This window comes from Pseudomonas fluorescens, assembly GCF_902497855.1.
GTDB classification, from domain to species: Bacteria; Pseudomonadota; Gammaproteobacteria; order Pseudomonadales; family Pseudomonadaceae; genus Aquipseudomonas; species Aquipseudomonas fluorescens_BI.
The window spans coordinates 737209-756120 of record NZ_CABVHU010000001.1 but is presented as its reverse complement, the minus strand read 5'-3'; the positions used below and the strand labels follow the sequence as shown (position 1 = coordinate 756120).

Genomic DNA, 18912 nt, shown 5'->3' with positions numbered 1-18912 from the left:
GGACTGACACACCGCATTCGCGAGCAGGCTCGCTCCCACAGTGTTCTCTATTGCTAGCCGATCTGCTCAAGGCGCCAGGCGAGTCCGCTGCCACACGCCATCGCGCAACCGGTAATCGAGCCGGTCATGCAACCGATCGGCACGGCCCTGCCAAAACTCGAGCCGGTTCGGGTGCAGGCAGTAGCCGCCCCAATGCTCAGGCCGCGAGACGCTGTGGCCGACGAAGCGTTTGATGGTGTGCGCCAGCATGGATTCAAGGGCTGCGCGACTGGCCAGCGGTCGGCTTTGCGGTGAAGCCCAGGCGCCGAGGCGGCTGGCCACCGGGCGGGAATCGAAGTACGCGTCAGAGAGCTGCGGGTCGAGCCTGGACACCTGGCCTTCGATGCGCACCTGCCGTTCCAGTCCCGGCCAGAAGAAAGTCATCGCGGCATGGGGATTTGCGGCCAGTTGCTGGCCCTTGTCGCTCTGGTAATTGCCGAAAAAAGTAAAGCCTTCATCGCTCAGCCCCTTGAGCAGCAGCACCCGGCAGTGCGGTCGTCCGTCGCTGTCGACCGTCGCCAGCACCATGCTATTGGCCTCGACCGGCGCGCACTCGGTGTCGCGGGCCTGTTGCAGCCATTGCCGGAACATCGCCAGCGGATCCTCCGGCGCCGCTTCGTCTTGCAGGCCATGAAGGGTGTAGTTACGACGCAATTGAGCCAGGGACAGGGGCATGACATCGATCTCCGAAGGGTTCTGCGCAGTGTGCGAGGCACTGCGCAAAACCACCTTGACCGCCATCAACACTGTCGATTACTTGAGCCGCAGGCGCCGCGCCAGTTTGTGCAGATTGCTCGGATCGACTTCCAGGATCCGCGCGGCGCTGGCCCAGTTTTCCCCGGACAGGGCCAGGGCCTGGAGGATTTTCTTGCGCTGGTAATCGTTCACGGCTTCCCCCAAGGGCTGGAACGGCGCATCGGCTATCAACTCCTCAAGCGGCTCGACCATCGCCCCCGGCGCCCCCATTGCACTGTCGAGATCGAGAATTTCCGGTTCCAGCGTCATGATCAAGGTGCGACTGCTGCCTCGGCTCAGCTGCTTCAATGCGGCTCGACTGATCACATGCTCCAGTTCCCGCACGTTGCCTGGCCAGGTGTACGCCAGCAGCGCGCGCTCGGCCGGCGGCGACAGGCGCAAGCCGCGCAGGCCGAGCCGCGCCCGGTTGAGCTCAAGGAAATGCCCGGCCAGCATCAACACATCGTTACCCCGCTCGCGCAGGGGCGGAATCGGCACCGGGTACACCGAGAGCCGGTGATACAAGTCGGCCCGGAACAGGCCCTCGCGAATGCTGTCCGGCAGGTGCCGGTTGGTGGCGGCGATGATGCGCACATCGACGTGCAACGGCTTGTCGGCGCCCAGGCGCTGGATCTCGCCATTTTGCAAGGTACGCAACAGCTTCGCCTGCACCGCCAAGGGCAACTCTCCGACTTCGTCGAGAAACAGCGTGCCGCCGTTGGCCGCATCGAAGCGTCCGGCTCGGTCACTGGTGGCGCCGGAAAAGGCGCCTTTGACATGGCCGAACAATTCACTCTCCGCCAACGACTCCGGCAAGGCGGCGCAGTTGACCTGGATCAGCGGCTTGTGGTTGCGCCGTGAAAGCCGGTGCAAGCGCCGGGCGAACAGCTCTTTGCCGACGCCGGTCTCGCCCAACAGCAACACCGGCAGTTCGGAGTCGGCCAGCACATCCAGCTCATTGAGCAGCTGATGCAAGACCTCGCTCTGGCCGAGGATCTCGCCCTCCTCGACGGGCATGCGCAGGTCCAGGGTATCGCTGCGGGACAGTCGCAAGCTGCGGTTTTCCTGCTCGAGCCGGGTCACCCGCACGGCGGCCTCGATCTGCAGCGTGCAGCGCTTGAGTTCCTCCCGGGCCTGGCTGTCGAAGGTTCCGGCGTGCAGCGCATCGAGGGTGATCGCGCCCCAGATCCGCCCTTCCACGTACAGGCTCACGCCCATGCAGTCATGCACCGGCAACGGTTCGCCGACGTGGCCGTCGAGCAAGCCGTCGTAAGGATCCGGCAGGCGACTGTCGGGCTCGAACCAGACCGGCTCGCGGAACGCCATGATCGCCGCCAGTCGCGGATGCTGGGCGATGACGAAGCGCCGCCCCAGGGCTTCATGCACCAGCCCCACGGTCGCCACCGGCCTGAGGCTGTCGTCATCCAGGCGCAACAATCCCACAGCGCCACTGTTGAAGTATTCGCGCAGGGTCTGGACCAGTCGTTGCAACCGTACGGCATTGGGCAACTCGACAATCAGGTCGGCCGCCAGGCTTTCACGCAACATGGTAGTAAGTACCCTCTTTGGTTGGATTCACCCTAAAGCGTCAGGGTGACTATCACCACAATTAAAAAAACATCGATGCTTTTCAATCAGTTGACTATGGCATGCCGGGTGCAACGAGCCTGGGGAACCGTTGAAATCCATACAAGGAACCCCTGATGAGCCAGACCCTGCTCGAACAAAGCCTCGGCCAACTGGCCTGCGACATTCCCGGCGCCACCCGGATCTTTCACAGCTTCAAACTGGACTTCTGTTGCGGCGGGCATAAAAGCCTGCGCGAAGCGGCCCTTGGCAAGGATCTCGATCCGCTGCTGATCGCCGATGCCCTGCACGACCTGCAAGACGCCGGCGACACCCAGCACGACTGGCGCAACGAACCGTCGGAGACGTTGATCGCCCACCTCCTGGCGCGCTATCACGCCCGCCACCGCGAGCAACTGCCGGAACTGATCCGCCTGGCTCGCCGTGTCGAGCAGGTGCATGGCGCCCGCAGCAGCTGCCCCAATGGCCTGGCCGATCTGCTGACCGACATGCAACAGGAACTCGAAGGGCACATGCTCAAGGAGGAACAAGTGCTGTTCCCGATGCTGCAACAGGGCATCGGCCTTCAGGCCGCGCCTCCGATCCAGGTGCTGCGCTTCGAACATGATCAACATGGCCAGGCGCTGGACCAGCTGCTGCTGCTGACCAACCACATCATTCCACCGGCCGATGCCTGCAACACCTGGCGCGCGCTCTATCGCGGGTTGCTGGAGTTCAAGGACGACCTGATGCAACACATCCATCTGGAAAACAACGTGCTGTTCATCAACGCCCTCAAACCCCTTCACTGATCGTCAACCCGTAACGCCGCATTCGCGAGCAAGCTCGCTCCCACATTGGAATACCGTCCCCTGTAGGAGCGAGCTTGCTCGCGATGGACTCAAGAGCGCCGCGTTTAACCAGTAAACACGCGTTATCGTTAACGACCATCGCGAGCAAGCTCGCTCCTACAGTATGAACTGACCCACACATCTTCCAGCGCGATCAACCCTGCCAATAGAACATGGTCTTGGCCAGGATCACGATCAGCACCATGTGCCCAAGGATGCTGCGGCGAATCCAGCTCGCGCGGCTAACGGTCAGCCGCGCGCTTTTCAGCCAGTACGCCAGCAACAGGTAATGGCCGATGATGCTCAAGGCCAACACGATCTTCAGGCTCAGCAAGGTGCCAAAACTGCTGGCCAGCGGCTGGCTCAATACACCGCGATGTTGCCAGGCCAGCGCAATGCCGGCGCCATACAACAGGACCACCACGCCATGCAGCACCTTGCGCGAGCGCACTGCAATCGCCTGGTCCGCCGTCGATTGCGCGGTATCGGCCAACTGCTCGCGGGCTCGATGCCAGATCACCACCTCGAAAAACAGCGTGCCGATGAAGGCGATGGCTGCCAGCAAATGCGTGACCAGTAAAAAGGGATACATCAGCAGCCGCCTCCATTCACGTGCAGGCTCATCCCGGATGCCCATCGACCCGGCCCCGCAACAGCATCGGCCCATAACCCCAGGCGTACAGCCCGAACGCCAGCGCCCAGCACAGGCCGGCCAGCCACAACGCGGGCAATGGCAGGAACAGGACCAATACCACCCGGCTCAGACACGCCAGGTTGAGCAGGATAAACGCCAGGGTCATGCCCGACGGCGGTTCAAGAGGCCGGCCGGTATGCCCGAGACTGACTCGTGCGATCATCGCCAGCACCAGGCCGCCCATGGCGCCGATGGTCAGGCAATGCACCGCCAGGCTCGCATTGATCGGTACGCCAAAATGCCACAGCGCCATCCCCAGACAAGCCACCGCCAACCAGCCATAAGCCAGGTACAACGACCACAGCAGCGGCACGCGCCAGAGTGCGCGATCATGCCAGCGCACCAGGCGCACCAGATGCCCGGCGGCCAACGCGGCGAATAACAGGCCTACCCACAGATTGGGCTCGAGCGCCGAGCCCGCGGCATACGACAACGCCACCAGGGGCGAACCGATCAGCAGCAGCCAATCCAGCCACGGCCAGGGGGTAACGCCTTCAACCTTGCCGAGGCCGCGCTGAATGAAGAACGGAATCACGCGCCCGCCAATCAAGCCCATCATCGCCGCCACCAGCCAAAGACCGGTCAGCACGCCTTGGCGCTGCCAGCCTTCATGACCTTCGAGCAGGCCGTACAGGGACAAGGCGTCGGCCGCCGCCAATAACAGCAACACCACCGCTATCGGGTAGTTACGTTTCTGCCGCACCTTCCACAGGGTGAACCCCATGAGCACGGCCACCGCCAGCGGGAATGCCAATTCCAGCAACGCCAGCAACGGCAACGGTGCATTGACCAGCCACGCCACTCGCCCCGACAACCACAGCAGCGCCAGCGCCGCCAGCGGTGTGCCGCTGATGCCGGGGCGACCGGTCCAGGTCTGCACGGCCGTCAGCAGAAAGCCGGCAATAATCGCCAGGCCGAAACCGAACAGCAGTTCATGTCGATGCCAGCCCAGCCACCCCCCGGCCGGTTGCCAGTCGGCGATCGAACCGCTGAAAGCGGCCAGCCACAGCGGAATGGCCAGCACGGCCAACAGGCAGCCGGCGAGAAAAAATGGCCGAAAGGCCAGTCGTAACAAGGGCGCAATAGCCATCGCTTTGCGGCGGTCAAGCACCTGCATAAAACCTCTCCTCTGCCTTGTTGCCTACCTGGCGCCGACCTTCGCGCGCCGAGGTCAATCAGGCTGCAATTATCGGGTATTGCCGATCAATTGCAGTTGTCGCAGATCAAGTGTGCAAGGGGCGTGCCCCCGCACCGATCCTTGCCAGGCCGGGCCCATTGACCACAGCAGTGATTCGAACCAGGGTATAAATAACCATTAAAGGGTTTTAATTACCCTAAAGCTTAGGGTCTTTTTGACCCTTTGCCTTGGTCGCCTCAATAAACAAAGGCTTGCGCGCATGGCCCGCGTCTTGCTCAAGCTTTTGCAAATCAAAGAATCCTCCCCAGGAGTCGTCATGAAAAAAGTCATCCAGCCCTTGGCCTGGTTTGTGGTGTTGACCTCGGTCCTGGCCCTGGCCAGCGGCGTTTCCCTTGGCCTCGTCTGACTTGATTGCCCTCCCCCTTCATTTCTCAGGATGAATTCCCATGGTGCTTCACCGCGTCCATCATCAGATTTTGCGCAGTCATCATCTATTCGAGCCGTTGAACGAAGAACAGCTGGATGAATTGATGAGTACCAGCCACTTGCTGAGCATCGACAAGGGCGAACCTCTGTTCCGCCAGGGTGAGCCGGCAGACTCGTTCTACTTCGTGATCGCCGGCGCGGTGAAGATCTACCGCCTGACACCCGATGGGCAGGAAAAGGTGTTCGAGGTCATCGGCGATCGGCAAACCTTTGCCGAGGCGATGATGCTGATGGACACTCCCAATTATGTCGCCTCGGCCGAAGCGATCTGCCCCACCCAGTTGTACCGGTTATCCAACAACACCTACATGCGCCTGCTGCAAAGCAACAGCCGACTGACGTTTGCGCTGCTGGGCAAGCTGTGTGTGCGCCTGCATCAACGGGTCAACGAAATCGAAACCCTGTCGCTGAAAAACGCCACCCACCGGGTGGTGCGTTACCTGCTGACGCAGCTGGTGCGCCAGCAAACCCTTAACAACCAGTTCGAACTGCCGATGGCCAAGCAGCTGATTGCCGGGCATTTGTCGATCCAGCCGGAAACCTTTTCGCGGATCATCCGCCGCCTGATCGATGAAAACATCATCACCCAGGACGGCCGCCAGATCGCCATTCTCGACCGCCTGCGCCTGGAACAGTTCGAGTGAGTGACATGCCCGTCTGCCTGTATTGCCAACACGCCAACCCCGCTGGAGAAGACGAATGCCGCCAATGCGGTATGCCCCTGCCGGCCTTGGCCGAACGCGCCGGGCAACGCCGGCAGCGCCGGTTCATGTGGTTTTGCGTGGGCCTGACGATTTTCTGCGTGATCATGTTTTTCTGGCTGCCGCGCAGCATCGGCTGATGCTGCGTTGCTCAAGCCGGGGCTCAAGGCTGGGTCAGCTGGCGGTACAACTGCGGCAAGCGCAGGGGTAGCTGTTCTGGCTGGCGGATCAAGGTGTAGCCATTGGCACCGAACATGTACGGCAGGTAATCCCCGGCTTCGCGATCAATCGTGATACAGAACGGCGTCAACCCCTGGCGCCGCGCTTCCAGCACCGCCTCGCGGGTGTCCTCGACACCGTAGCGCCCCTCGTATAAATCCAGATCGTTCGGTTTGCCATCGGTGAGCAGCAGCAACAGTTTGCTGCGGCGCTTGCTCTTGCCCAGCAGTTGCGTGGCCTGGCGTATGGCCGCGCCCATGCGCGTGTAGTAACCCGGCTTGAGCCCCTGGATGCGACCGCGGGTGTTGTCGTCGTAACGCTGGGTGAAGGACTTGAGTTCCTGCATCCGCACCTGGTGGCGGCGCAACGAGGAAAATCCGTACAGGGCGAAATCATCACCCAGCACCGACAGGGTTTCACCGAACAGCAGCAGCGTGTCGCGGATCACATCGATCACCCGATGCTCATCGTTCAGGTGCGCGTCGGTCGACATCGACACGTCGGCCAGCAATAGGCACGCCAGGTCGCGGCGGGTCTGGCGTTGCTCCATGAACAGACCGCGTTCGGCACACTGGCCATGCTCGCGCTCGACGTGGAAATCCAGCCAGGCCTGCATGTCCAGTTCCGAGCCCTGGGGTTGCTGGCGTAACCACTGGCGGTCATTGCGCAGATGCTCGAACTGGCGCCGCAAACGATGCGCCGAAGCCTTGAGCCGCGACGGCAATGGCTGCGCCTCACAGTCGCGGGGCACCATCATTTGCAGATTGACGAAGGCCTCCTGCATCTGCTGTTTGCGATAGTCCCATTCAGGCAACTTGATGCCCTCGCCCAGGGGAATGTCGTCGACATCCGCCGGGGGCAGATCCAGGTGCAGCTTGAGGCCGCCGCCCTTGCGCAAGCGGGTGCGCGACAGGCTCAACTCATCCAGGTCTTCGGCGACCCTGGCGGCGTCCGGGTTGTCGCTGTCGTCCGACCAGCGATCCAGGTCCACGTGTTCGGTCCAGCTGAACAGGTTCTCCAGGCGCACGATCAATAACCCGCCGTCGCGGGTGCCTTCATCGACGCGTTTGGCGCGTTTACTTGCGCCTTTGTGCTCACCGGGAGGGGTCGTCAGCGATTCTTCGGACTCGTCGCCGAGGTCGGCAGCCTGGGGGCTGGCGAGGTTTTGCGGCGGGTATAACCACAGCGGCAGCGGCCAGGCCGCCCGTTCGCTGCGGGGAAAGTGTTCGACACTGCCGGGCTCGCGCAACGCCTGGCATAACGCTCGCTCCAGGGCTGCTTCGCCGGCATTCAAGGTCGCCGGATCCGGTCGAAGTTGCAGGTGGGCATCGACCAGGCGTGTGTACCGCGCACGCAATGCGGGATAGCGCCGCAGCAACTGTTGCGTCCAGCGTTGATTGTCCCGCCCCCAATGGCGCATCTGGCCGGCTTGTGCCGCCAGCAACGCAAGCCAGCGATAGAGCTCCTGGTTCAGTGCCGCTTCGGGAAACACCGCGAGACTCGACGGCAGCCGCAGGTTGGCCGCGTCGCACCACGCCAGCGGTACCTGCTTGCAGGTGCCGGCGATCTGCTGCAGCACATTGCGCCGCAGCAGCAGGTCGCGGTCGCTGGCGGCTTCGACGCCGATGCCATTGGCACCGCCCATGGCGCGGAACAACAGTGCCAGCGGACGTTGCTGGCTGGCCAGTTCGACCCGTGCTTCGGGGAAATCCGGGCTGGCGCGCCGGGTGATGAAGCGATGCCAGACACTGCCGACCCACTCTTCCAGTTCAACGGTAAAGGCCATGGTTTTTTCCTCTGAAAACCAAGGTAAAACGGCCCGCTGTACCAGCCGGGCCGCCCTCCTCTAAAGTGTTACCCGACTCACGATCGAACGACGCAAGCGGCCGCATCGGCGATCGTCAAAGGCACTCGCCGCTTGAAGCTGAACAGGTAGCAGATCAGCCCTGCGAAGAAACCGAGACCGGCGCCCAGACGGGCCCAGAACAGCACTTGCAGATGATCGACAGTGGCCATGAACGGCAACGCGACCCCATCGACCGGCCAGCGCTGCAGGTAGATCTGCACGGCACCGGCGGCGGTCAGCAACAGCGTGATCATCACCATCGACAGGGTCATCAGCCAGAAGCCCCAGATCTCCAGTTGCTGCGAGCGCTCGTCCGCTGCCTCGCCCAGCCCGCGCAGTTTCGGCATGGCGTAGCTGATCAAGGTCATCACGATCATCGCGTAGGCACCGTAGAAGGCCAGGTGACCGTGAGCGGCCGTCAACTGCGAACCATGGGTGTAGAAGTTGACCGGTGCCAGGGTATGCAGGAAGCCCCAGACGCCAGCACCGAAGAACGCGGTGACCGTGGTGCCCTTGGCCCACAACGTGGCAGCGCGGTTCGGGTGGTCCCGGCGCCGGTTCTTGACCATGGTGAAGGCGAATACCACCATCGCCAGGAACGGTAGCGGTTCGAGCGCGGAGAAGATCGAGCCGACCCACAGCCAGACCTCGGGCGCACCGATCCAGAAGAAGTGGTGACCGGTACCGATGATCCCCGTTATCAGCGCCATGGCGATGATCACGTACAGCCATTTCTCCACGACCTCGCGGTCCACGCCGGTGATCTTGATCAGCACGAAGGCCAGCATCGACCCCATGATCAATTCCCACACGCCTTCTACCCAAAGATGCACCACCCACCACCAGTAGAACTTGTCGCGTGCCAGGTTGCCCGGGTTGTAGAAGGAGAACAGGAAGAACACCGCGAGCCCGATCAGCCCGGTCATCATCACCATGCTGACGGTGGTCTTGCGACCTTTGAGCAGGGTCATGCCGATGTTGTAGAGGAAGCCCAGGCACACCACCACAATCCCCATCTTGCTGATGGTCGGCTGCTCCAGGAACTCCCGTCCCATGGTCGGCAGCAGTTCATTGTGGGTCAGTTTGGCCAGGCCGGCATAAGGCACCAGCAGATAGCCGAGGATCGTCAGCACGCCAGCAGCGGCGAATACCCAGAACAGAATGATCGCCAGTTTCGGACTGTGCAGTTCGCGGTCGGCCTCTTCCGGAATCAGGTAGTAGGCAGCCCCCATGAAGCCGAACAAAATCCAGACGATCAGCAGGTTGGTGTGAACCATCCGCGCCACGTTGAACGGGATGATCGGGAACAGAAAGTCCCCTATCACGTACTGCAGGCCCATGATCAAACCGAACAGTATCTGACCGAGAAACAGCATCAGGGCAAACACGAAGTACGGTTTGGCCACGGCTTGCGAGGCGAATTTCAGATGCGGATTAGCAATGCTCATCGCTTAGCCCTCCTTGTTTGGCGGCCAGCCATTGGTGTTGATTTTCGAGGTCCACTTGAGGAACTCGGCGATGTCATCCACCTCCTGGTCACTCAACTTGAACTGCGGCATCGCGCGCCGGCCAGGTACGCCCAGTGGCTGCATTTTCATCCAGGCCTGCAGGAAGGGCTTGAAGCTCTCCTCGCCGCCGCGCCGCTGGAACACGTTGCCCAGCTCAGGCGCGAAGTAAGCGCCCTCGCCCAGCAGCGTGTGGCAGCCGATGCAATTGTTTTGCTCCCAGACCAACTTGCCGCGTTCCACTGATTCGGTTAATAGCGCCTCATTGCTGCGCTCTGGAAAGGTCTGTTCCGTGTGATAGGTCAAGGCCAGGAATATCAGGAAGAAGAACACGCTTCCCCCAAAATAGATGTTCCTGGCCATGCCTTTGGTGAAGGTCTCTGACATGGTCGCTTCCTCTTTGCTTGGCGTGTCCATGATAGGAAGCGGGGGGTTGAAAGCTGCTTGATGGCGATCAAGAAAGGCAGATGGTTTTGGTCGGGTATAGATCGTATGCCTGATGGAGATCCAATGTGGGAGCGAGCCTGCTCGCGAAAGCGGTGTGTCAGTCAACATGGATGTTTAATGTGACGGCCCCTTCGCGAGCAGGCTCGCTCCCACATTGGAGATGTATTTCTTCAGCGCAACGACACCAGCGTCAGCCCGATCAGTGCCGCCAGGACCACCGCCCAGCTCAGCATCAACCGGCGCCACAGCCGCGGGGCGTGACGCATTTCCATGAAGCCGTCGGCGATCAGCCAGGCCTTGCCGACGGCCACCAGCAGGATGGCGATCGTCAACAGCCGGGTGCCCTCGGCACGCCCCAGCAGCACGGTGCACAGGCTTAACGCGGCCAACGCCGCCCAGCAGACGAGCAAAACCCTGGATACAGACATGATCACCTCGTCAACTCAGCACATAGACCAGCGGAAACAGCACGACCCAGATCAGATCGACCATGTGCCAGTACAACACCCCGGATTCAAAGCCGCTGCGGTTGTCGGCGTTGTACAAACCACGGCGGCAACGTTCGGCCAGCCAGCCGAGGATGACCATGCCGAGCACGACATGGAGAAAGTGGAACCCGGTGAGGATCCAGTAGAGGGTGAAAAAGGTGTTGTGCTCCATGCCCAGCCCCGATCCGAGCAAGTGGTGGTACTCGGTGAGCTTCAACAGCACATAGACACTGGCGGCGAGCAGCGCTGCCAGCAGGTAGACGGCGCCACGGCGTGGCCGTGAGCGCCTGACCTGTTCCTGGGCCAGCGCGGCGAACAGCCCGCCGGTCAGCAGGCTCAGGGTCATCGCCAGGCCGGTAGAGGTGTCGAGCAATAGCCGGCTGTCACTGAACATCTGCGGCTTGAGGGCCTGGGTCACGGCGAACGCCAGGATCAGGATGGCGAACACCGACAACTCGGCCAGGATGAAAAACCACATCGCCAGATCGCCCGGCAAGTGGCCCCGCTTAACCCCTGTGAACTCAGCCGAAGTGGACATCGACCACATCCATAAGCGCCGCAACGGTCAGCGGATCATCGCTCAGCGGCTCGGCCAGGCAGGCCATGCACGCTTCCCGCGGGCTCATGCCGGCGCCGATCATGCGCGCGGTGAAAATCAGCAGGCGGGTCGAGGCGACTTCCTCCAGATCGTGCTGGTCGAGTCGACGCAGGGCCTGTCCCAGCCTGACCACTTGCGCCGCCAGCGCGTTATCCACGTTGGCCTCCCTGGCGACGATGCGCTCTTCATCGGCCACCGGCGGGTAGCCGAAGCGCATCGCCACGAAGCGTTGCCGGGTGCTGGGTTTCATGCCTTTGAGCAGGTTCTGGTAACCGGGGTTGTACGACACCACCAGCATGAAGGAAGGCGGGGCCTTGAGCACTTCGCCGGTGCGTTCCAGGAACAGTTCGCGCCGATCGTCGGCCAGGGGATGCAGGACGACCACGGTGTCCTGGCGCGCCTCGACCACTTCGTCCAGGTAACAAATGCCGCCTTCACGCACTGCGCGGGTCAAGGGTCCGTCCTGCCACCAGGTGCCTTGGGCGCCGATCAAATGGCGGCCGATCAGGTCGGCGGCGCTCAGATCGTCGTGGCAGGCCACGGTGTACAGCGGCAGTTTCAGCCGATGGGCCATGTGCTGGACGAAGCGGGTCTTGCCGCACCCCGTCGGCCCTTTGATCAGCACCGGCATGCCGTGATGCCAGGCTTGCTCGAACAGCGCCTCCTCATTATTCAGCGGTTGATAGAAGGGTTCGATCGGGTGAGCGCAAGACGGGATTCGGTCCATGGGCTGACTGCTCCAAAAGCGGATTCAAGCCACACGCTACGGGCCCCTGCGACAACCTGGCAAGGGGCGTGGCCGGCAAACTTGATCGCCGTCAAGCGAGCATTCGCCCCTTGGGCATAGCCTTGCAACGCACTAAGAACCTGCGTTCTGCGCTGCCGTTTCAGCACATCGCAAAGGTCTTGCCTGAGGAGAAATGGAATGCTGATCAGCAACAGAAGAACGTTTGCCCTGACCCTCGCCACATTGTGTTCGTCACTGGCCCTGGCGGTGAGTCATGCCGCCAGCGCCGAAGAGCCCGCCGCCGCGGCCAACCCACCCATGGTCAAGACCGCCGGCGCGCCGGACATGAGCCAGGCCGAGTTCGACGCGTCCAAGGAAATTTATTTCCAGCGTTGCGCCGGCTGTCACGGTGTCCTGCGCAAAGGGGCCACCGGCAAGCCACTGACACCGGACATCACCCAGAACCGCGGCCAACCGTTTCTGGAGGCCTTGATTACCTACGGGTCACCGGCGGGCATGCCGAACTGGGGGACGTCCAATGCGCTGACCAAGGATCAGATCACGGTCATGGCCAAGTTCATCCAGCACACGCCGCCGACGCCGCCGGAATGGGGCATGGCCGAGACGCTCAAGACCTGGAAGGTGCTGGTCAAGCCCGAGGATCGTCCGAAAAAGCAACTGAGCAAACTCAACCTGCCCAACCTGTTTTCGGTGACCTTGCGCGATGACGGCAAGATCGCCCTGATCGATGGCGACAGCAAGAAAATCGTCAAGTTGATCGAGACCGGTTATGCGGTGCACATCTCGCGCATCTCCGCCTCGGGTCGCTACCTGCTGGTGATCGGCCGCGACGCGCGGATCGACATGATCGACCTGTGGCCGCTGGAGCCGACCAAGGTCGCCGAAGTCAAGGTGGGCATCGAGGCGCGTTCGGTGGAGACCTCCAAGTTCAAGGGCTACGAAGACAAATACACGGTCGCCGGCTCCTACTGGCCGCCACAGTTCACCATCATGGATGGCGAAACCCTGGAGCCGAAACAGATCGTCTCGACCCGCGGCATGACCGTCGACAAGCAGGAGTATCACCCGGAACCCCGGGTCGCGGCGATCATCGCCTCCCACGAATGGCCGGAGTTCATCGTCAACGTCAAGGAAACCGGCAAGGTCATGCTGGTCAATTACCAGGACATCAAGAACCTCACCGTCACCTACATCGATGCCGCGCCCTTCCTGCATGACGGCGGCTGGGACAGCACGCACCGTTACTTCATGACCGCCGCCAACAACTCGAACAAGGTCGCCGTGATCGACTCCAAGGAGCGCAAGTTGACCGCGCTGGTGGACGTCGGCAAAACCCCGCACCCGGGTCGCGGCGCCAACTTCAACCACCCGACCTACGGACCGGTCTGGGCCACCAGCCACCTCGGCGACGACGGCATCTCGCTGATCGGCACCGACCCGACCAAACACCCGCAATACGCCTGGAAACAGGTCGCCTCGCTCAAGGGCCAGGGTGGCGGTTCGCTGTTCATCAAGACCCACCCCAAGTCCCGTCACCTGTACGTCGACACCACCCTCAACCCGGACACCAAGCTGAGTCAGTCGGTGGCGGTGTTCAACCTCGACAAGCTCGACGCCGGCTACACCGTGCTGCCGATCGCCGAATACGCAGGCATCAAGCAAGGCGCCATGCGGGTCGTGCAACCGGAATACAACAAGGCCGGCGATGAAGTCTGGTTCTCCGTGTGGAGCGGCCAGGCAGACGAATCGGCGCTGGTGGTGATCGACGACAAAACACTGAAGCTCAAAGCAGTCATCAAGGACAAACGACTGATCACGCCCACCGGGAAGTTCAACGTCTACAACACCCAACACGACATCTATTGAGCTCCATCAATGCAAGGAACCATCATGAAAAATACACTGTTTTCACTGTTCGCCCTGACCGCTGCGCTGAGCGTGCAGCCGGTCATGGCTGCCGAGGACGGGCCGACGCTGTTCAAGAGCAAACCCTGCGCCGCCTGCCATACCATCGACACCAAGCTGGTCGGCCCCGCGCTCAAGGATGTCGCGGCCAAGAATGCGGGCGTGGCCGGAGCCGCGGACACCCTGGCAGGCCACATCAAGAACGGCACTTCAGGCAACTGGGGGCCGATGCCAATGCCCGCCAACCCCGTGACGGATGAAGAAGCGAAAATTCTCGCGACCTGGGTACTGACACTCAAATAACCGCCTGGAGGGCGTCATGAAGGTCTATCGACACGCTGTGATTGTGGCGGCCCTCCTCCTCATTTGCACCACCGCGGTGGCGACACCGGACGCCACGCGTCAGGCGCAACTCGAACACCTGCTGAGCCAGGACTGTGGCGCCTGCCATGGGCTGCACATGACTGGCGGGCTGGGCCCCGAACTGACCCGCGCGGCACTGGCCGGCAAGCCCAGGGACAGCCTGATCGCCACCGTCAGCCACGGCCGGCCCGGCACCGCCATGCCCGGTTGGGCGCCATTGCTCAGCCCGGACGACATCCGTTGGCTGGTCGATCTTCTTCTCCAGGGATACCCCGCACCATGATCCGATCACTCCTGCTGTCAGCGGCGACCGGGCTGCTGTTGTCCGCTTGCGTCCAGCCACCCTTGCGCGGTACCGGCGATCTGGGCGTGGTGGTGGAGCGCGCCACGGGCAGCGTGCAAATCATCGAAAGCGACACCCGCACCGCCCTGGCCCGACTCGAGGGTTTCGGTGACCTGTCCCATGCCTCGGCGGTGTTCTCCCGCGACCAGCGCTACGCCTATGTGTTCGGCCGCGACGGCGGCTTGAGCAAAATCGACCTGCTGACCCGGCGCATCGAGCATCGAGTCATCCAGGGCGGCAACAGCATCGGCGGCGCCATCAGTCAGGACGGCAAGTTGATCGCGGTGTCCAACTACGTGCCCGGCGGGGTCAAGGTATTCGATGCCAAAACCCTGCAGCTGGTGGCCGACATTCCGGCCACGCCCCTGGCCGATGGCAGCAAACGCTCGCGGGTGGTCGGCCTGGTCGACGCCCCGGGACAACGCTTTGTCTTCAGCCTGTTCGATACCGGTGAAATCTGGACCGCCGACTTCAGCCAGGGCAACACGCCCCGGATCAGCCGCTTCACCGATATCGGCCAGCAGCCCTACGACGCCTTGATCACCCCGGATGGCCGCTACTACATGGCCGGGCTGTTCGGCGAGGATGGCATGGCGCAACTCGACCTCTGGCATCCGGAGCGCGGGGTGCAGCGGGTGCTCGGCGATTACGGACGCGGACAAGTGAAACTGCCCGTCTACAAGATGCCGCACCTGGAAGGCTGGGCCGTCGCCGACAACCAGGCCTTCGTGCCCGCCGTTGGCCATCACCAGGTGCTGGTGATGGACTCGCGCACGTGGAAGCAGACTGCAGTCATCCCAGTCGCCGGCCAACCGGTGTTCGTCACGTCGCGGCCGGACGGTCGCCAGCTATGGGTCAACTTCGCCTACCCGGACAACGATCGGGTCCAGGTCATCGACAGCGAAACCCATGCAGTCATCGCCGACCTTCGACCGGGACCGGCCGTGTTGCACATGGAATTCACCGCCCGTGGCGACCAACTGTGGCTGTCCCTACGCGACGGCGGTCAGGTTCAGGTCTGGGATCCGTACCGGCTCAAGCTGCTGGGCAGCCTGCCGGCCACCGCGCCGAGCGGCATTTTCTTTAGCAGCCGCGCGCAAAAAATGGGGTATTGAAATGAACCTGGACCTGCTCAGCCACCAACTGATCGACCGCTTCCAGCACGGCATGCCGCTGTGCCCGGAACCCTACAAGGAAATGGCGCGGATCCTCGGGTGCCGCGAGTCGCAAATACTGGCCTGCCTGCAAGAAATGGATCAGGCCGGCAGCCTGTCACGGATCGGCCCGGTGTTCGAACACAGCCGCGCCGGGGCCAGCACCCTCGCCGCCCTCGCCGTGCCCGCCGAACGCCTGCAACAGGTCGCCGAGCGCGTGAGCCAATACCCGGAGGTCAATCACAACTACGCCCGGGACCATTTCTACAACCTGTGGTTTGTGCTGACCGGCCCTGATCGCCCACACCTCGACCGGGTGCTCAAGGAACTCGAGCGCGACACCGGCCTGATGCCGCTGGACCTGCCGATGGTGACCGCGTTTCGCATCGACCTCGGCTTCGCCCTGGGAGAAACCCCATGATGCCCGGATTGAGCGCCAAACAGGCACTGGCCTTGCGCCGGCACCTGGAAGCCGGATTGCCGCGCGTATCGCGGCCCTACCAGGCCCTCGCCGAACGGATCAAGGGCAACGAGCACCAGGTGCTCGTGCAAATGCACCGGTGGCAGGCGCAAGGGCTGTTCCGTCGGGTCGGCCTGGTGCTCAACCATCGCGCCCTGGGGTTTACCGCCAACGCCATGCTGGTGCTGGATGTTCCGGACGCGTTGATCGATGAAGTCGGCCAGCGCCTGGGCCGGGCCCCCGGGATCAACCTCTGCTATCAACGGCCACGGCAGTTGCCGCAGTGGCGCTACAACCTGTTCTGCATGATCCACGGGCGGCAACGGGACCAGGTCGAGGCGCAGGTTCAAGCGTTGCTGCAAGCACAACTGCTGAGCGACCTGCCCCACCAATTGCTGTTCAGCAGCCACGCCTTCAAACAATGCGGTGGACGCTATGCCCCCTCGCCAACAGGAGCATCCCTGCATGGATGATCTCGATCGGCGGCTGATCAACCGTTTGCAACTGGGCCTGCCGCTGGTCCGCCATCCCTGGCAGGCCCTGGCCGCCGAACTCGATAGCAGCAGCCACGAACTGCTCGATCGCCTGCATGAATTGCTCGAGGACGGCGTGCTCACCCGGTTCGGCCCGATGTTCGACATCGAACGCCTGGGCGGCGCCTTCACCCTCGCTGCACTGGCGGTACCGGAAGAGCGTTTCGAAGCGGTCGCCGAGCAACTGCATGCCCTGCCTGAAGTGGCGCACAACTATCGGCGCGAACACCGCTGGAACATGTGGTTCGTGCTCGGATGCTCGACCGAACACGCCATCGCCGAGACGCTGCAGCGCATCGAAACCCTGACCGGCCTGCCGCTGCTCAACCTGCCCAAAGAGGAGACCTACCATGTCGGTCTGTATTTCCCGGCCTGAAGACACCCTCATCCAGCGTCTGATCGTGTTGACCCAGGCCGGTCTGCCGTTGCTGGAAGACCCATGGGCGTGGCTCGCCGAACAGTTGGGACTGAACATAGAAGCCACCCTGGAGCTGCTCAAGCGCTTGCAGACCGAGGGCGCGATTCGGCGGATCGCCGCCGTGCCCAATCACTACCGACTGGGCTATCGCCACAACGGCATGACGGTCTGGGATATACGCGACACCGACATGCCGCGCCTCGGTGCGCTGGTCGGCGCGCAACCCTTCGTCAGCCACTGCTATCGCCGGCCACGCCGCACCGCGTGGCGCTACAACCTGTTCGCCATGGTCCACGGGCGCAGCAGTGAAGAGATCAACAGCTACCGCGAACACCTGCGCTATTTGTTGGGCGACGCCTGTGCCGCCGACGACATGCTGGTGAGCAGCCGCATCCTGAAGAAAACCGGTGTGCGCCTGCCACCCACTTCACGCTGAACACGCCCTGACTCAAGGAGAGAAGCATGTTGAGGATCAGCCAATACCTGCGCGCGCTGGCCGGCCAGGCCCCTGCCCCCCGAACCAGCCCACCGGGCAGCAACCGCCCGCCGGTGGTGATCTGGAACCTGCTCAGGCGTTGCAACCTGACGTGCAAACATTGCTACGCCACTTCGGCAGACAGTGTCTTTCGCGACGAACTGGATACGGCCGCGGCGCTGACCGTGATTGACGATCTGCACGATGCCGGCGTCAAGGTGTTGATTCTGTCCGGTGGCGAACCGCTGTTGCGCGAGGATCTGTTTGTGCTCAGTGCCTACGCCCGGACCAAGGGTTTCTTTGTCGCCCTGTCCACCAACGGCACACTGATCGATCAGCAGAACATCGCGCAGATCAGTGCGGCAAATTTCGACTACGTCGGGATCAGTATCGATGGCCTGGAAGCTACCCATGACGCCTTCCGCCAACTCAAGGGCAGCTTCGCCAGCTCCATGCAGGCGATCCGCCTCTGCCGCGAACAGGGGATTCGCGTGGGGCTGCGCACCACCCTGACCCAGGAGAATCATCAGCAACTACCCGCTCTGCTGGCGCTGATGCGCGAGTACGACGTGCAGAAGTTTTATCTGTCGCACCTCAACTACAGCGGTCGCGGCAAACGCAGTCGCCAACTCGACGCGCAACAGCAGATGAGCCGCGAGGCCATGACGCTGATCTTCGAACGCGCCTGGGCCGACATCCAACAGGGCCGCGACAGCGACTTTGTCAGCGGCAACAACGATGCCGATGCCATTCTCCTGCTGCAATGGGCAGCCCTGCGTCTGCCCGAGCACTACCCACGCCTGGAAAACATGCTCCGCGCCTGGGGCGGCAATGCCTCCGGCAGCGGCATCGCCAATATCGACAACACCGGCGAAGTGCACCCGGACACCTATTGGTGGCAGCACTCGGTGGGCAATGTGCGACGCACGCCGTTTCGCACCTTGTGGCTGGAACGGCCGGATGCCCTGCTGCTGCGACTGCGTGAACATCCCCGGGTGGTGGGCGGGCGCTGCGCCTATTGCCGCTGGCTGCCCATCTGCAACGGCAATACCCGCACCCGCGCCTGGGCCGAGGGCGACCTCTGGGGCCAGGACCCCGGTTGCCACCTCAGCGATGAAGAAATCGGTGTACCGCCGCCAACGCTCATCTCTTGCATCACCCACTGACTAGCCCGTCCGGCCAACCACCTGACACAGGGCG

22 protein-coding genes are annotated in these 18912 nt (G+C 62.6%); 12 read left to right on the top strand and 10 right to left on the bottom strand.

What is annotated here, in order from left to right:
* Window positions 1-66 precede the first annotated feature (66 nt).
* Window positions 67-714, bottom strand: coding sequence for a pyridoxamine 5'-phosphate oxidase (gene pdxH / locus F8N96_RS03470; RefSeq protein ID WP_150796870.1), 648 nt, complete (start codon window positions 712-714; stop codon window positions 67-69).
* Window positions 715-792: 78 nt separating this feature from the next.
* The gene (gene norR, locus F8N96_RS03465) at window positions 793-2322 is read right to left on the bottom strand and encodes a nitric oxide reductase transcriptional regulator NorR (protein ID WP_150796577.1); all 1530 of its coding nucleotides are present in this window, start codon (window positions 2320-2322) and stop codon (window positions 793-795) included.
* A gap of 155 nt (window positions 2323-2477) precedes the next feature.
* Here norR and ytfE point away from each other — a divergent pair, with 155 nt between their 5' ends.
* Complete coding sequence (gene ytfE, locus F8N96_RS03460; protein ID WP_150796576.1) at window positions 2478-3152, top strand: iron-sulfur cluster repair protein YtfE; 675 nt, start codon at window positions 2478-2480, stop codon at window positions 3150-3152.
* 193 nt (window positions 3153-3345) lie between these two features.
* Here ytfE and F8N96_RS03455 read toward each other — a convergent pair whose 3' ends face one another.
* Both F8N96_RS03455 and F8N96_RS03450 read right to left on the bottom strand, forming a co-directional pair.
* Entirely contained in the window at window positions 3346-3783 is a 438-nt protein-coding gene (locus tag F8N96_RS03455) for a CopD family copper resistance protein (protein ID WP_150796575.1), read from the bottom strand.
* 28 nt (window positions 3784-3811) lie between these two features.
* The gene (locus tag F8N96_RS03450) at window positions 3812-5002 is read right to left on the bottom strand and encodes an NnrS family protein (RefSeq protein ID WP_150796574.1); all 1191 of its coding nucleotides are present in this window, start codon (window positions 5000-5002) and stop codon (window positions 3812-3814) included.
* Between the two features lie 467 nt (window positions 5003-5469).
* Between F8N96_RS03450 and F8N96_RS03445 the strand changes: the two genes are divergently transcribed.
* Window positions 5470-6153 (top strand): Crp/Fnr family transcriptional regulator, encoded by a 684-nt coding sequence (locus F8N96_RS03445; RefSeq protein ID WP_150796573.1) that lies wholly within the window; start codon window positions 5470-5472, stop codon window positions 6151-6153.
* A gap of 5 nt (window positions 6154-6158) precedes the next feature.
* Window positions 6159-6350 carry a protein DnrP gene (locus F8N96_RS03440; RefSeq protein ID WP_150796869.1) on the top strand — a complete coding sequence of 64 codons (192 nt, stop codon included), beginning with the start codon at window positions 6159-6161 and terminating at the stop codon, window positions 6348-6350.
* A 23-nt stretch (window positions 6351-6373) separates the two neighbouring features.
* On the opposite strand, the gene F8N96_RS03435 is transcribed toward F8N96_RS03440, so the two are convergent.
* The 6 genes from F8N96_RS03435 to F8N96_RS03410 all read right to left on the bottom strand — a co-directional run bounded on the left by F8N96_RS03435 (window position 6374) and on the right by F8N96_RS03410 (window position 12040).
* A complete protein-coding gene (locus F8N96_RS03435; RefSeq protein WP_150796572.1) occupies window positions 6374-8215 on the bottom strand; it encodes a nitric oxide reductase activation protein NorD in 1842 nt (613 codons plus the stop codon).
* 77 nt (window positions 8216-8292) lie between these two features.
* Entirely contained in the window at window positions 8293-9723 is a 1431-nt protein-coding gene (locus F8N96_RS03430; protein WP_150766210.1) for a cbb3-type cytochrome c oxidase subunit I, read from the bottom strand.
* Window positions 9724-9726: 3 nt separating this feature from the next.
* Entirely contained in the window at window positions 9727-10167 is a 441-nt protein-coding gene (locus tag F8N96_RS03425) for a c-type cytochrome (protein WP_064678126.1), read from the bottom strand.
* A gap of 230 nt (window positions 10168-10397) precedes the next feature.
* Complete coding sequence (locus F8N96_RS03420; protein ID WP_150796571.1) at window positions 10398-10655, bottom strand: cytochrome C oxidase subunit IV family protein; 258 nt, start codon at window positions 10653-10655, stop codon at window positions 10398-10400.
* 10 nt (window positions 10656-10665) lie between these two features.
* On the bottom strand, window positions 10666-11253 hold the full coding sequence (locus tag F8N96_RS03415; protein WP_150796570.1) for a cytochrome c oxidase subunit 3: 588 nt from the start codon (window positions 11251-11253) through the stop codon (window positions 10666-10668).
* Window positions 11237-12040, bottom strand: coding sequence for a CbbQ/NirQ/NorQ/GpvN family protein (locus F8N96_RS03410; RefSeq protein WP_150796569.1), 804 nt, complete (start codon window positions 12038-12040; stop codon window positions 11237-11239). The genes F8N96_RS03415 and F8N96_RS03410 overlap by 17 nt, the downstream gene beginning before the upstream one ends.
* Before the next feature lie 198 nt (window positions 12041-12238).
* Here F8N96_RS03410 and F8N96_RS03405 point away from each other — a divergent pair, with 198 nt between their 5' ends.
* The 9 genes from F8N96_RS03405 to nirJ are packed head-to-tail and all read left to right on the top strand — an operon-like array spanning window position 12239 to window position 18878.
* The gene (locus F8N96_RS03405; RefSeq protein WP_150796568.1) at window positions 12239-13927 is read left to right on the top strand and encodes a nitrite reductase; all 1689 of its coding nucleotides are present in this window, start codon (window positions 12239-12241) and stop codon (window positions 13925-13927) included.
* Window positions 13928-13951: 24 nt separating this feature from the next.
* A complete protein-coding gene (locus F8N96_RS03400) occupies window positions 13952-14269 on the top strand; it encodes a c-type cytochrome (protein WP_150796567.1) in 318 nt (105 codons plus the stop codon).
* A 16-nt stretch (window positions 14270-14285) separates the two neighbouring features.
* Entirely contained in the window at window positions 14286-14612 is a 327-nt protein-coding gene (locus F8N96_RS03395; RefSeq protein ID WP_150796566.1) for a c-type cytochrome, read from the top strand.
* The gene (locus tag F8N96_RS03390) at window positions 14609-15787 is read left to right on the top strand and encodes a cytochrome D1 domain-containing protein (RefSeq protein WP_150796565.1); all 1179 of its coding nucleotides are present in this window, start codon (window positions 14609-14611) and stop codon (window positions 15785-15787) included. Before F8N96_RS03395 ends, F8N96_RS03390 begins: the two co-directional genes overlap by 4 nt.
* A gap of 1 nt (window position 15788) precedes the next feature.
* The gene (locus tag F8N96_RS03385) at window positions 15789-16247 is read left to right on the top strand and encodes an Lrp/AsnC family transcriptional regulator (RefSeq protein WP_150796564.1); all 459 of its coding nucleotides are present in this window, start codon (window positions 15789-15791) and stop codon (window positions 16245-16247) included.
* Complete coding sequence (locus F8N96_RS03380; protein ID WP_150796563.1) at window positions 16244-16759, top strand: Lrp/AsnC family transcriptional regulator; 516 nt, start codon at window positions 16244-16246, stop codon at window positions 16757-16759. The genes F8N96_RS03385 and F8N96_RS03380 overlap by 4 nt, the downstream gene beginning before the upstream one ends.
* On the top strand, window positions 16752-17195 hold the full coding sequence (locus F8N96_RS03375; protein ID WP_150796562.1) for an Lrp/AsnC family transcriptional regulator: 444 nt from the start codon (window positions 16752-16754) through the stop codon (window positions 17193-17195). The genes F8N96_RS03380 and F8N96_RS03375 overlap by 8 nt, the downstream gene beginning before the upstream one ends.
* Window positions 17170-17673: an Lrp/AsnC family transcriptional regulator gene (locus tag F8N96_RS03370; RefSeq protein ID WP_150796561.1), complete on the top strand. Its 504-nt coding sequence runs from the start codon at window positions 17170-17172 to the stop codon at window positions 17671-17673. The genes F8N96_RS03375 and F8N96_RS03370 overlap by 26 nt, the downstream gene beginning before the upstream one ends.
* 26 nt (window positions 17674-17699) lie before the next feature.
* Entirely contained in the window at window positions 17700-18878 is a 1179-nt protein-coding gene (nirJ, locus tag F8N96_RS03365) for a heme d1 biosynthesis radical SAM protein NirJ (RefSeq protein ID WP_150796560.1), read from the top strand.
* The last annotated feature ends 34 nt before the right edge of the window (window positions 18879-18912 follow it).